This is a genomic window from Paracoccus sp. 228 (genome assembly GCF_000967825.1).
Classification (GTDB): Bacteria; Pseudomonadota; Alphaproteobacteria; order Rhodobacterales; family Rhodobacteraceae; genus Paracoccus; species Paracoccus marcusii.
This window is the reverse complement of record NZ_JYGY01000001.1, coordinates 644946-657988: the sequence shown is the minus strand read 5'-3', so window position 1 is coordinate 657988 and position 13043 is coordinate 644946. Positions and strand designations below refer to the sequence as shown.

The window sequence follows — 13043 nt, the reverse complement described above, 5'->3', positions numbered from 1 at the left end:
TTTCACAAGGCTACGCTGTCGCGACCGGCTCGGAAAGACCATTGCGGGGGCTTGGGAACAACCGGTCCAGCGCATGTGAAAATGGCCCGGATGCGGATGCATCCGGGCCGTTCCGTGACCTGACCGGTCGGATCAGTTGGCCGGGGCCGGGGTCGTGGTGGTCGCCGGCGCGGTGGTCGCAGGCGCCGCAGGGGTGGTCGCGGGTTCTTCGACGCTGACGGCGTCGTCAACAGCGTCAGCCGCACTGTCGGCTGCCTCTGCTGCGGCATCCGCTGCGTTCGATGCGGCCTCGCCTGCACCGTCAACGGCGTTGTCGATCGCGGTGCCGGCTGCGTCGACTGCGTTGCCTGCAGCTTCGACCGCGCTGTCAGCAGCGGCGCCAGCGGCATCGGCTGCGTCGGCGGCACCGGCGCCGGCGTCATCAGCGGCCTCGGACGCGCTCTCGGCTGCAGCCTCTGCTTCGGCTGCCGCGTTGTCGGCAGCGGCTTCGGCCTCGGACGCCGCGGCATCGACTTCGGGTTCTTCGGCGACGGCAGGGGCCGTTGTCGTCTCAGGGGCGGGTTCGGTGGTCGTCACCGTCGTGGTGTCACCTTCGACGACGGTCGTGTCATCAGCCATGAAACGCTGCAGCACGAAATAGGCCAGCGCCAGCGCCAGCAGGACACCGATGATCAGCGGCAGCGCGGACGACTTGCGCTCCACCGGCTCGACATAGGTTTCCTTGGGGGTGGTGCCGGGTTTCACGCGGTTCGGATCGTTGGGATCATAGCTCATGCAGGTCTCCGATTCAGACTGTATTTTGACCGGGTTAAGTCGCGAAGCTGTGGCGTGTGACCGTTCGGCTGTCAACCGCCAACGCCCGACGCCACGCCTTGCGAGCCGGCGTTCAGGCGATTAACACCGACTAAAGGCCGGGGTTCCGCTTGCGGCCGCATTTTTACGAAAGGCCGCTGACCATGTCCGTCGAGAAACCGCAGCCTGTCCAGCACCTTGCCGATTACCGTCCCTGGCCGTTCACCCTGTCACAGACCCGGCTGGACGTGACCTTGGCCCCCCGTGACACGGTCGTTCTGACCGAACTGGACCTGGAACCGTCGGACCAGCCGGTCGATCTGGTGCTGGATGGCGGCGCGGGGCTGCGGTTGCAGTCGCTGCGCATCGACGGGCTGACCGTGGATCCGGCCCACGTCCTTCGCGATGACGAGACGCTGACCATCCGCGCCGCCGCCCTGCCCCGCGTGCCCTTCACGCTGGCGACCGACGTGCGCATTGATCCGCAGGACAACACCGCCTTCGAGGGGCTGTATCTGTCGGGCGGCATCTTCTGCACCCAGTGCGAGGCCGAGGGGTTTCGCCACATCACCTTCTACCCCGACCGCCCGGATGTGATGACCACGTTCCGCGTGACGCTGCGCAGCGACCTGCCGGTGCTGCTGTCGAACGGCAACCCCGTGCGCGCCCAGGACGGCGTCGCGGAATGGAACGACCCCTGGCCCAAGCCTGCCTATCTGTTCGCGCTGGTGGCGGGCGATCTGGTGGCGGTCAGCGACAGCTTTACCACCCGGTCGGGGCGCGCGGTCGATCTGAACGTCTGGGTCCGTCCCGGCGATCAGGACCGCGCGGGCTTTGCGATGGAGAGCCTGATCAAGTCGATGCGCTGGGACGAAGACGTCTATGGCCGCGAATATGACCTGGACGTCTTTAACATCGTCGCGGTTGACGATTTCAACATGGGCGCCATGGAAAACAAGGGGTTGAACATCTTCAACTCGAAACTGGTGCTGGCCTCTCCGGATACCGCAACCGATGGCGACTACGAGCGGATCGAGGCGGTGATCGCGCACGAGTATTTCCACAACTGGACCGGCAACCGCATCACCTGCCGCGACTGGTTCCAGCTGTGCCTCAAGGAGGGGCTAACGGTCTTTCGCGACCAGCAGTTCACCAGCGACCTGCGCTCGGCCGCGGTCAAGCGGATCGAGGATGTGCAGACCCTGCGCGCGCGGCAGTTCCGCGAGGATCAGGGTCCGCTGGCCCATCCCCCGCGTCCCGACCGGTACGAGGAGATCAACAACTTCTATACCGCGACGGTCTATGAGAAAGGCGCAGAGGTCATCGGCATGCTGAAGCGGCTGGTCGGCGACGACGGCTATGCCCGCGCGCTGGACCTGTACTTCGACCGCCACGACGGCGATGCCGCCACCATCGAGGATTGGCTGAAGGTCTTCGAGGATGCCACCGGCCGTGACCTTGCACAGTTCAAGCGCTGGTACACCGACGCCGGGACCCCTGTTCTGACCCTGCAGGAAACCTGGCAGGACGGCACGCTGACGCTGGACTTCACGCAGCAGACGCCGCCCACTCCCGGCCAACCCGACAAGCCGGCTCGGGTCATCCCGATCGCGGTCGGCCTGATCGGCCCAAACGGCGACGAGGTCGCGCCGACCCGCGTCCTGGAGATGACCGAGGATCGGCAAAGCTTCAGCTTCGAGGGTCTGGGTGCACGGCCCGTCGCCTCGGTCCTGCGCGGGTTCTCGGCCCCCGTGATGCTGCAGCGGCAGATGGACGATGCGACGCGGGCCTTCCTGCTGGCCCATGACACCGACCCCTTTGCCCGGTGGGAGGCAGGGCGCGAACTGGCGCTGTCCGCGTTGACCCAGCTGGCGCGCGGAATGGATGCGGGCGACGACTACATCACCGCGATCGGCGCGCTGGCCGGCGATGCCGAGGCCGATCCGGCATTCCGTGCGCTGTGCCTGAACCTGCCCGGCGAGGAGGAGATCGCGACCCGTTTGGCCGCCACCGGCACCACGCCCGACCCCGATGCGATCCACCAGGCGCGCGCGGGGCTGGCCCGCCGCATTGCCATGGCGCATCAGGATCTGCTGGCGGAACTGTACGACACGATGACCCTGCCGGGCGCCTATTCCCCCGATGCGGACGCGGCTGCGCGCCGGTCGCTGCGCATCGCGGCGCTGGGGTTGCTGGGGCGGATCGACGGCGGCGACCGGGCCGAGGTGCTGTTCGGCATCGCGGGCAACATGACCGAGCGCATGGCCGCACTGGCCGTGCTGTTGCGCCTTGGCCGCGGCGACAGCGCGTTGCGGATGCTGCACGACGAGTTCGCCGACAACCGGCTGGTCATGGACAAATGGTTCGGAATCCAGGTCATGGCCGCGCCCCCATCTGACGCCGTCGCCATCGCGGAACGGCTGGCCGCGCGCCCCGATTTCGACTGGAAGAACCCCAACCGCTTTCGCGCGCTGCTGGGCGGTCTGGCGGCGAACCATGCGGGCTTTCACGCGGCCGACGGGTCGGGCTATGCATTCACGGCGGATTGGCTGATGTGCATGGATGCGGTCAACCCCCAGATCGCCGCGCGCATGTCCACCGCGTTCGAGACATGGCCCCGCTATGACGCCGCGCGCCGCGATCACGCGCGCAATGCATTGGAACGGATCGCATCTCTCGCGGGTTTGAGCCGCAATACACGCGAGATGGTCTCGCGCATGATCGCTGCGGGACGCTGAGGGGGACGCGATGGGCAAGCATGAGGAGGCCCGCGCCGAGATGCAGGCGCGCCTGGACCCGCTGATCGCGGAGCGGGCGCCCTGGCTGTTTTCGGGCCGTCCCCGCGATCGCGTGGCGCGGTGGGCGATGATGCATCTTCTGCGCTATCCCCGCACCGTCGATCTGGGCGCCGAGTTTCGCGACCTGCCCCCGGCCGAGATATTCCGTCGGATGAGCGACCTGATCGTCCGCGATCTGCAGGTCGATGGGTTGGAGCATATCCCCGCCACCGGCCCTGCCCTGATCGTGGCCAACCATCCCACCGGCATCGCGGACGGGATCTTCCTGAATGCGGTGATCTCGCAGCTGCGCGACGACGTGTTCATCTATGCCAACCACGACATGATCCGCGTCTTGCCGCAGATGATCGACATGATCGCCCCGGTCGAATGGCGGGTCGAAAAGCGCAGCCATGCCAAGACCCGCGCGACGATGGACTATACTCGCGACGCGATTGCGGCGGGCCGGATCGGCCTGATATTTCCGTCGGGCCGCCTTGCCAAGCGCACCGGCCTGACCCTGAACGAGCGTCCCTGGATGGCGAGCGCCGCAATGATCGCCCGCAAGTTCGACCTGCCGGTGATCCCGCTGCGCATCCGGGCGCGAAATTCGGCGCTGTTCTATCTGTTCGACAAGATCCATCCGACGCTGCGCGACGTGACGCTGTTCAACGAGGTGTTGAATAAGACCGGCCAACCCTATCGCGTGACCATCGGCGCACCGATCATGCCAGCGGACCTGCCGCGCAGCAGCGACGAGGCGATCCTGGCATTGCGGCAGGCCGTCCTGTCGCTGCCCACGCCGGGCAGCACCGCGATCCGCCTGACCCGCAGCCGCGGCGTCGCCCGCCTGACAGGAGCCCGGCGCCCCGTAGGCGGCTGATTGCGTCCCGCGACGGCCGGGGGGCCAGCCCCCCGGACCCCCCGCCCGGTGCCTCTGCCCGACGGGACGTCAGACGTCCGTCACGTCACCATGTCATCGCGATGGATCAATGCCGCCCGACCGGGATAGCCCAGGATCGTCTCGATCTGTGCCGAGTGATGACCGGCGATGGCCCGCGCTTCGGTTGCGGTATAGCGGATCAGCCCGGTCGCCAGACGCTGGCCGGCGTGGTCGGTGATCGCCACCGGATCGCCGCGCCCGAAATCGCCCTGCACCTGCGTCACGCCCGCAGGCAGCAGCGATTTGCCACGGCCAAGCGCCAGGCGCGCACCATCGTCCACGATGACCGTGCCCTTGGGCTTCATCGCGGCGATCCAGCGCTTTCGGGCAAGCTGCGGATCCGCCTCGGGCAGGAACCACGTAGTCCGGGCGCCCTGTGCAACGGCCGACAGCGGGCGGAGGACCGACCCCTCGGCAATCGCCATCGCACACCCGCCCGCCACCGCGGTGCGCGCAGCCATCAGCTTGGTCTTCATGCCGCCCTTGGACAGGCCCGACACGGGGTCGCCGCCCATCGCCTCGATCTCGGGGGTGATCGTCTCGATCACCGGCAGATGGCGGGCAGTCGGATCGGTCTTGGGGTTTGCCGTATAGAGCCCGTCGACATCCGACAGCAGAAGCAGTTGGTCCGCGCCGCAGGTCACGGCGATCTGCGCGGCCAGGCGATCGTTGTCGCCAAAGCGGATCTCGTCGGTGGCGACGGTGTCGTTCTCGTTCACGATGGGCACGACGCCCAGGCCCAGCAGGGTCTGCATCGTCGCGCGGCTGTTCAGATAGCGGCGACGGTCGGCGCTGTCCTCCAGCGTCAGCAGCACCTGTGCAGTGATGACACCATGGGGTGCCAGGGCCTCCTCATAGGCGCGGGCCAGGCGGATCTGGCCCACGGCCGCCGCGGCCTGCGCCTGTTCCAGCGGCAGCGCGCCGGAAGGCAGGCCCAGCACCCGCCGCCCAAGTGCGATCGATCCCGAACTGACCAGCACGACGTCGCAGCCTTGCGCCCGCCATGCGGCTACGTCATCGCACAGACCGCGCAGCCAGTCGCCGCGCAGGCCCTCGGGGCCGACCAGCAGCGCCGAGCCGATCTTGACGACCAGCCTGCGGGCCCCGCCAAGCTGCGGCACGCTCACGGCTGCCATGTCCCCTCGGGCGTTTCGGGGGCGACGGGGGCGCGCGAGGGCTCGATCTGGGTCCACAGCGCGCGCAGCACGTCGGTCACGCCGGTCCGGGCCACGCCCGACATCAGCATGACCGGATGGCCCAGTTCTGCCTCCAGCGCGGCGCGGCGCTCGGCGATCTCCTCCTCCTCCAGCGCATCGATCTTGTTCAGCGCGGTCACGCGCGGCTTCTTCATCAGCACCGGCGAATAGGCCTCCAGTTCCGTCAGGATGGTGCGCGCATCCTCGGCCACGGTCTCGGATGTGCCGTCCACCAGATGCAGCAGCACGTTCGACCGTTCGACATGGCCCAGGAACTGATCGCCCAGGCCCCGGCCCTCGCTCGCGCCCTCGATCAGACCCGGAATGTCGGCCATCACGAATTCGCGCCCGTCCACGCCGACGACGCCAAGGTTGGGGTGCAGCGTGGTGAAGGGGTAGTCGGCGATCTTGGGACGCGCGTTCGACACGGCAGCCAGGAAGGTCGACTTGCCGGCATTGGGCAGGCCCACAAGGCCCGCATCCGCGATCAGCTTCAGCCGCAGCCAGATGGTCCGCTCGACCCCCTCCAGCCCAGGATTGGCAGTGCGCGGGCTGCGGTTGGTCGAGGACTTGAAATGCAGGTTCCCCCAGCCCCCGTTGCCGCCCTTGGCCAACAGCACGCGCTGTCCGACCTCGGTCATGTCCGCGATCACGGTCTCCTCGTCCTCGTCCAGGATCTCGGTGCCGACGGGCACCCGCAGCACGACGTCGTCGGCGGACTTGCCGGTCATCTGGCTGCCCATGCCGTGCTGGCCGGACTTGGCAAAGAAATGCTGCTGATAGCGGAAATCGATCAGGGTGTTCAGCCCATCGACCGCCTCGGCCCAGACATCGCCGCCGCGGCCGCCGTCACCACCATCGGGACCGCCGTATTCGATGAACTTCTCGCGGCGGAACGACACGCAGCCCGCGCCACCCCCGCCCGAGCGGATATAGACTTTGGCGAGGTCGAGAAATTTCATGGGACAGCTCCTTTTGCCGGATGCCGATACGCCCTTGACGCCTGTGGCGCAAGGGTTCCGGGCTGGCAATGCCGGGATGCGCGCCTATGTAATGGTCAAAGGAGACCGCGATGATCCGTTTCGACAACAGCTATGCCCGGATGCCGCAAGGGTTCTTTGCCCGCGTGGACCCCACCCCCGTGACCGCCCCCAGCCTGCTTGCGCTGAATGGACCTTTGGCGGATCGTCTAGGGCTGGACCGCGACGCGCTGACGGTCGAGATGCTGTCGGGCAATGCCGTCCCGCAGGGTGCGGCGCCGCTGGCCCAAGCCTATGCCGGGCACCAGTTCGGCGGCTTCGTGCCGCAGCTGGGCGACGGGCGCGCCGTCCTTCTGGGAGAGATCGTGGCCCCCGACGGGGCACGTTTTGACATCCAGCTGAAGGGGTCGGGGCCGACGCCCTTCTCTCGTCGCGGCGACGGGCGGGCCTGGATGGGGCCGGTGCTGCGCGAATACCTGGTCAGCGAATTCATGGCGGCGATGGGCGTGCCTACGACCCGTGCGCTGGCCGCCGTCGCCACCGGCGATCAGGTGTGGCGCGAACAGGGCGGCCTGCCCGGTGCCGTCCTGACCCGCGTCGCCGCCAGCCACATCCGCGTCGGCACGTTCCAGTACTTTGCCGTGCGCGACCGCAAGGATGCACTGGCGGCCCTGACCGACCACGTGATCGCGCGCCACTATCCTGACGCGGACGGCCCCCTGGCCCTGCTGGACCGGGTGGTCGCCGCGCAGGCTGAAACGATCGCGCAATGGATGGCGCTGGGCTTCATCCACGGGGTGATGAACACCGACAACATGGCGATCTCGGGCGAGACGATCGATTACGGGCCCTGTGCCTTCATGGATGTCTATCACCCCGATACGGTCTTTTCCTCGATCGACCGCCAGGGCCGCTATGCCTGGGCGAACCAGCCCCAGATCGCCGTCTGGAACCTGGCCCAGTTCGCGACCTGCCTGATCCCCCTGATGGGAGAGGAGGAGGCCGCGGTCGAGGCCGCGACCACCGCCGTCCATCGCTTTGCACCGCTGTATCAGGCCGCATGGCTGCGCCGGTTCGGCGACAAGCTGGGCATCGATGGTGCCGCGAACCAGTCGCTGATCGAGAGCCTGCTGCAGATGATGGCCGAACAGCGGGCCGATTTCACCCGTGTCTTCGCGGGCCTGTCGGACGGGACCGCGCGCGACGAATTCGCCGACCCCGCGGCCTTCGACACCTGGGCCCGCGACTGGCAGGCGCTGTCGCCCGACACGACCGCGATGGTCCGGGCCAACCCGCAGCGCATTCCGCGCAACCACCGGGTCGAACAGGCGATCGCATCCGCCGTGGCGGGCGACATGGCGCCTTTCGAACGACTGTTCGACGCGATCACCCATCCGCGCGACCTGCGCACCGATTGGGCAGATCTGGCGCAGGCACCGACACCTGCGCAGGCGGTTCGCCAGACGTTCTGCGGCACCTGACGGGGTTGTGCGCGCCTGCCCCTTGCGCGTGACGCGGACCCCGCCAAGATCACCCGCAACGCCAGCTCGGATGGATTGATGCTGAAGATCGCAAGCTACAACCTGCACAAGTGCCGCGGGATGACCGGCCCGCATGCGCCGCTGCGCAACCTGGCGGTGATCCGGTCGCTGGACCCGGACATCATCGCCCTGCAGGAGGTGGATTTTCGCCTTGGCGCCCGCCCCGAGGCCCTGCCGCGCAACCTGATCCAGTCGGAAACGGGTCTGGTGCCTGCCGACATCTACGGCACGACCGAAAGCAGCCTGGGTTGGCATGGCCAGACGATCCTGATGCGCCCGCATCTGGCCGAACAGGCGGTGCTGCGCCGCTTGCCCCTGCCGGGTCTGGAGCCGCGCGGCGCGGTGGCCCTGCGCCTGCCGGGCCTGACACTGATCGGCGCCCATCTGGGGCTGGCGCGATCGTCGCGGCGCGCGCAGCTGGCCCGGATCACCGCGCAGGCCTCTCGGATCGCGGACGACCACATCGTGATGATGGGCGATTTCAACGAATGGCGCGACGACCGGGGCCTTGAATCGCTGGCCGGGTTCAGGGTCGTGGCGCCGGGACCGTCCTGGCCCGCACCCCTGCCCCGGCTGCGGCTGGACCGGATGGCCCTGTCCACGAACCTGCACGTCCTGGAAACCGGCGTCTTCAACGAAGCGGGCGCGCGCGACGCGTCCGACCACCTGCCGATCTGGGCGCGCATCCGCTTTCCGTGAAGATTGCGAAACCGGGCTTGCGGCGCTAACAAGGCGCCAAGCATCAACCGGAGTGCGCTTATGACCGCCATCATCGACATCTTCGCCCGTGAAATCCTGGACAGCCGCGGCAACCCGACCGTCGAGGTCGACGTGACCCTGGAAGACGGCACCATGGGCCGCGCGGCCGTTCCCTCCGGCGCGTCGACCGGCGCGCACGAGGCAGTCGAAAAACGCGACGGTGACAAGTCCCGCTATATGGGCAAGGGCGTGCTGGAGGCGGTGGCCGCCGTCAACGGCGAGATCGCCGAGAACCTGGTGGGCGAGGATTCGACCGAACAGCGCGCCATCGACATGATGATGTGCGAGCTGGACGGCACGCCCAACAAGGGCCGCTTGGGCGCCAACGCGATCCTGGGCGTGTCGATGGCGGTGGCCAAGGCTGCGGCGGATGCGACCAACCAGCCGCTCTACCGCTATGTCGGCGGCACCAGCGCGCGCATCCTGCCGGTCCCGATGATGAACATCATCAACGGCGGCGAACATGCCGACAACCCGATCGACATCCAGGAATTCATGATCATGCCCGTCGCCGCGGAGAACATCCGCGAAGCCGTGCGCATGGGGTCGGAAATCTTCCACACGCTGAAGAAGGAGCTGTCGGCGGCGGGCCTGTCCACGGGTATCGGCGACGAGGGCGGCTTTGCCCCGAACCTGTCCTCGACCCGCGACGCCCTGGATTTCATCCTGAAGGCCATCGAGAAGGCCGGCTATCGTCCCGGCGACGACATCATGCTGGCGTTGGACTGCGCCTCCACCGAATACTTCAAGGGCGGCAAGTACGAGATGAAGGGCGAGGGCAAGTCCCTGTCTCCGGCCGAGAATGTTGATTACCTGGCCGCGCTCTGCGACGCCTATCCGATCCTGTCGATCGAGGATGGCTGCGCCGAGGATGACTGGGACGGCTGGAAGATGCTGACCGACCGTCTGGGCGACCGCGTGCAACTGGTCGGCGACGACCTGTTCGTGACCAACCCCGTGCGCCTGGCCCAGGGGATCGAGCGCGGCTGCGGCAACAGCCTGCTGGTCAAGGTCAACCAGATCGGCACGTTGTCTGAAACGCTGGACGCCGTGCGCATGGCCGACCGCGCGGGCTATACCAGCGTCATGTCGCACCGTTCGGGCGAGACCGAGGACGCGACCATCGCCGACCTGGCCGTCGCCACCAACTGTGGTCAGATCAAGACCGGTTCGCTGGCCCGTTCCGACCGGTTGGCGAAATACAACCAGCTGATCCGCATCGAGGAAATGCTGGGCGCCACCGCCGAATACGCAGGTCGCAGCATCCTACGCTGACCCCTCAGTCCGGCCCCGCCTCGGGGCCGGACCTTGCCATCTGGCCCAGGGTCTGCAGCGCGGCGGCCAGCCTGTCGCGCGGCATCCGACAGTTCAGCGCGATGCGCACTCCCTGCACCTGCTCCTGTGCCGGTCCGCAGAAATCCGACGACGGGCGCACGATCACCCCCGCCGCCGCCGCGCGCGACGCGAAATCGGCGGCCGTCCAGGGCGCGGGCAGCGGCAGCCAGACCATCGGCACGCCGGCCTGACCCCGCGCATCCAGACCCGCCAACGCCTCCTGCGCCAAGGCGAGCCGGTCCGCCACCTGCGCCTGAACCTCGCGGGCGATCCGATCGCCATCGCCGGACCGCAGCAGCCGCGTCACCAGCCCGGTGATCGGCTGTGACAGGCCCATATGACTGTGCTGCGCGGCGACGCGCCCCGCCTGGCCCATCCCCTCGGGGCAGATCAGCACGCCGAAGCGCAGGCCCGCGGCGATGATCTTCGACAGGCTGCTGACATGCCAGACCCGCTCGGGCGCCAGGGCGCGCAGGCTGGGGGGCGCATCGGGGCGCGGGCTGGGCGCATAGCATTCGTCCTCGATGATCTGCAGGTCGTGGCGGCGGGCCACTTCGACGATGCGGCCGCGGCGGGCGGCCCCCATCGACGCCAGCGTCGGGTTCTGTGCCGAGGGCGTCAGGCACACCAGCCGCGCCCCCGTGGCGCGGGCGACGCGGTCCAGATCCTCGGGGATCATGCCCTGATCGTCCAGCGCCACCGCCTGTGTCTGGGCGCGCATCAGGCGTGCCGCGTGGGTGATGCCGGGATAGGTCAGCGCCTCGACCATGACCTGCGCGGGCTGATCCGCCAGGCACAGCGCCATGACCAGGGTGATCGCGTGCTGACCACCGTGCGTCAGGACCATGTCGTGGTCGGCCACCGTCCCAAGGGGTCGGACGGACATCCAGTCCAGCGCCGCGCCCCGGCAATCCTGGTCGCGGCTGAGCGGGGTGTAATCCAGGACCGACGCGTCCATGTCCGCCGCCATCGCCGCCAGATGCGTGGCCAGGACCCGTGCCTGACCGCAATCGGGCAGCTGCGGAATGCGCAGGTCGGCCGGGCCCTGCGGCGATGCGGGGTGGTCCAGGCTTTCGTACAGCAGCGGCTGCGGCACCGGGCGACGGGGGCGCGCCGCGGCGATGAAGCTGCCGCGCCCCACATGGCTTTCCACGACGCCTTCGGCGGCGGCCACCTGATAGGCCCGGGCGACGGTTCCGGTCGTGACCTTCAGCCGCCAGGCCAGGTCGCGCATCGGCGGCAGGCGCGTGCCGGGCGCCAACTGGCCCGACCGCGCGGCCTCGCGCAGGGCGTTGGCCAGGGCGCGGAACTTGGGTCCGGGCTGGCCGGTCAGGTCGGGCTGCCAATCCTCGATGCGCATCTGAGCCTCCTTGCCGCGACATCCCTGATAATGCGCCGTTTTTGCGGGCACAATCGCCTGTGTGCGGTTGCGCGACCGCATCAGGGCCGGCGGCGTGAAATAACTTTGGGGGATCGGTCTCAGAACACTCGACAGGCCTGAAAGCGGGGCTAAACTGTCGGCCATGCAGGGTGGGAAGTTGCGGGCCGAGGGGGCCCACCGACCCAAGCGGAGGAGACAGAATGAAAGATTCCAAAGCGTTGGACCGGCGGTCCTTCATCGCGCGGGCGTCCATCGGCGGTGCTGCGGCGGCAGCTGGCAGCGTGCTGGCCGCGCCCGCCATCGCGCAAGAGGCACCGCAGATCAACTGGCGCCTGGCCTCCAGCTTTCCCAAGTCGCTGGACACCATCTATGGCGGCGCCGAGGAAATCTCTCAGCGCCTGTCCGAGGCGACCGACGGCCGCTTCCAGATCCAGGTGTTCTCGGCCGGAGAGATCGTGCCGGGCCTGGACGCCATCAACGCGACCACGGACGGCACCGTCGAATGTTCGCATTCGGTAGGCTACTACAACTGGGGCAAGGACCCGGCCTTCGCCTGCGGTGCCGACCTGCCGTTCACCTTCTCGGCCCGCGCCAAGAACGCCTACAACTATCAGGGCGGCGGCATCGAGAACTACAACACCTTCCTGGAAAAGTACAATCTGGTCAGCTATCCGGGCGGCAACACCGGCGTGCAGATGGGCGGCTGGTATCGTAAGGAAATCAACTCTCTGGCCGACATGCAGGGCCTGAAGATGCGCATTTCCGGCCTGGCGGGCCGGGTCGTCGAGAAGCTGGGCGTGGTGCCGCAGCAGATCGCCGGCGGCGACATCTATCCCTCGCTGGAGCGTGGGACGATCGACGCGGCCGAATGGGTCGGCCCCTATGACGACAGCAAGCTGGGCTTCCAGAAGGTCGCGCCCTACTACTACTATCCCGGGTTCTGGGAGGGTGGCCCGACGGTCAGCTTCTTCGTGAACAAGGGCAAATGGGACGAACTGCCGGAGAACTACAAGTCGCTGTTCCGGACCTGCGCCCAGGCTACCGACCAGAACATGCTGGCGAAATACGACATGAAGAACCCGACCGCGCTTAAGGAGCTGGTCGGTTCGGGCGCGCAGCTGCGCTCGTTCAGCGAGGAGGTGCTGGCCGCATCCTTCGCCGCCGCGAACGAGGTCTATGCCGAGGTCTCGGCCGAGAACGAGTCCTTCAAGACGCAGTACGAGGCGATGCTGCAGTTCCGCGACGACTGGTACCTGTACCAGCAGACCGCGGAATACACGTTCGACACCTTCATGATGATCCAGCAGCGCAACGGCACCCTGGCCGTCGGCGGCTGATC

Annotated in this window: 10 protein-coding genes; 6 read left to right on the top strand and 4 right to left on the bottom strand. The window is 67.9% G+C overall.

The window, feature by feature from the left end; translation table 11 throughout:
- Positions 1 to 132: 132 nt before the first annotated feature.
- Positions 133 to 774, bottom strand: a complete 642-nt coding sequence (locus tag SY26_RS03135; protein WP_045999215.1) for a hypothetical protein — start codon at positions 772 to 774, stop codon at positions 133 to 135.
- Positions 775 to 956: 182 nt separating this feature from the next.
- Here SY26_RS03135 and pepN point away from each other — a divergent pair, with 182 nt between their 5' ends.
- Positions 957 to 3530: an aminopeptidase N gene (pepN, locus tag SY26_RS03130; RefSeq protein ID WP_045999214.1), complete on the top strand. Its 2574-nt coding sequence runs from the start codon at positions 957 to 959 to the stop codon at positions 3528 to 3530.
- A gap of 10 nt (positions 3531 to 3540) precedes the next feature.
- Entirely contained in the window at positions 3541 to 4452 is a 912-nt protein-coding gene (locus SY26_RS03125) for a 1-acyl-sn-glycerol-3-phosphate acyltransferase (protein ID WP_045999213.1), read from the top strand.
- Positions 4453 to 4532: 80 nt separating this feature from the next.
- Here the strand turns inward: SY26_RS03125 and proB are convergent, their stop codons facing one another.
- On the bottom strand, positions 4533 to 5648 hold the full coding sequence (proB, locus tag SY26_RS03120; protein WP_045999212.1) for a glutamate 5-kinase: 1116 nt from the start codon (positions 5646 to 5648) through the stop codon (positions 4533 to 4535).
- Complete coding sequence (gene obgE / locus SY26_RS03115) at positions 5636 to 6670, bottom strand: GTPase ObgE (protein ID WP_045999211.1); 1035 nt, start codon at positions 6668 to 6670, stop codon at positions 5636 to 5638. Before obgE ends, proB begins: the two co-directional genes overlap by 13 nt.
- Positions 6671 to 6780: 110 nt before the next feature.
- Here obgE and SY26_RS03110 point away from each other — a divergent pair, with 110 nt between their 5' ends.
- The 3 genes from SY26_RS03110 (at position 6781) to eno (ending at position 10263) form a co-directional block, all read left to right on the top strand.
- Entirely contained in the window at positions 6781 to 8169 is a 1389-nt protein-coding gene (locus tag SY26_RS03110) for a YdiU family protein (protein WP_045999210.1), read from the top strand.
- A gap of 78 nt (positions 8170 to 8247) precedes the next feature.
- Positions 8248 to 8928, top strand: a complete 681-nt coding sequence (locus tag SY26_RS03105) for an endonuclease/exonuclease/phosphatase family protein (RefSeq protein WP_045981399.1) — start codon at positions 8248 to 8250, stop codon at positions 8926 to 8928.
- Positions 8929 to 8988: 60 nt separating this feature from the next.
- Positions 8989 to 10263, top strand: coding sequence for a phosphopyruvate hydratase (eno, locus tag SY26_RS03100; RefSeq protein WP_045999209.1), 1275 nt, complete (start codon positions 8989 to 8991; stop codon positions 10261 to 10263).
- Positions 10264 to 10267: 4 nt separating this feature from the next.
- Here the strand turns inward: eno and SY26_RS03095 are convergent, their stop codons facing one another.
- Positions 10268 to 11683 (bottom strand): PLP-dependent aminotransferase family protein, encoded by a 1416-nt coding sequence (locus SY26_RS03095; protein WP_045999208.1) that lies wholly within the window; start codon positions 11681 to 11683, stop codon positions 10268 to 10270.
- 239 nt (positions 11684 to 11922) lie between these two features.
- On the opposite strand from SY26_RS03095, the gene SY26_RS03090 reads away from it, so the two are divergent.
- Positions 11923 to 13041: a TRAP transporter substrate-binding protein gene (locus SY26_RS03090; protein WP_139598623.1), complete on the top strand. Its 1119-nt coding sequence runs from the start codon at positions 11923 to 11925 to the stop codon at positions 13039 to 13041.
- Positions 13042 to 13043 lie beyond the last annotated feature (2 nt).

What these genes read in the sequence shown, in the direction of transcription:
- SY26_RS03110 (WP_045999210.1), top strand. Translation starts at nt 6,781, where the DNA reads ATGATCCGTTTCGACAACAGCTATGCCCGGATGCCGCAAGGGTTCTTT.
- SY26_RS03135 (WP_045999215.1), bottom strand. Translation starts at nt 774, where the DNA reads ATGAGCTATGATCCCAACGATCCGAACCGCGTGAAACCCGGCACCACC.
- eno (WP_045999209.1), top strand. Translation starts at nt 8,989, where the DNA reads ATGACCGCCATCATCGACATCTTCGCCCGTGAAATCCTGGACAGCCGC.
- SY26_RS03095 (WP_045999208.1), bottom strand. Translation starts at nt 11,683, where the DNA reads ATGCGCATCGAGGATTGGCAGCCCGACCTGACCGGCCAGCCCGGACCC.
- proB (WP_045999212.1), bottom strand. Translation starts at nt 5,648, where the DNA reads ATGGCAGCCGTGAGCGTGCCGCAGCTTGGCGGGGCCCGCAGGCTGGTC.
- SY26_RS03125 (WP_045999213.1), top strand. Translation starts at nt 3,541, where the DNA reads ATGGGCAAGCATGAGGAGGCCCGCGCCGAGATGCAGGCGCGCCTGGAC.
- SY26_RS03105 (WP_045981399.1), top strand. Translation starts at nt 8,248, where the DNA reads ATGCTGAAGATCGCAAGCTACAACCTGCACAAGTGCCGCGGGATGACC.
- obgE (WP_045999211.1), bottom strand. Translation starts at nt 6,670, where the DNA reads ATGAAATTTCTCGACCTCGCCAAAGTCTATATCCGCTCGGGCGGGGGT.
- pepN (WP_045999214.1), top strand. Translation starts at nt 957, where the DNA reads ATGTCCGTCGAGAAACCGCAGCCTGTCCAGCACCTTGCCGATTACCGT.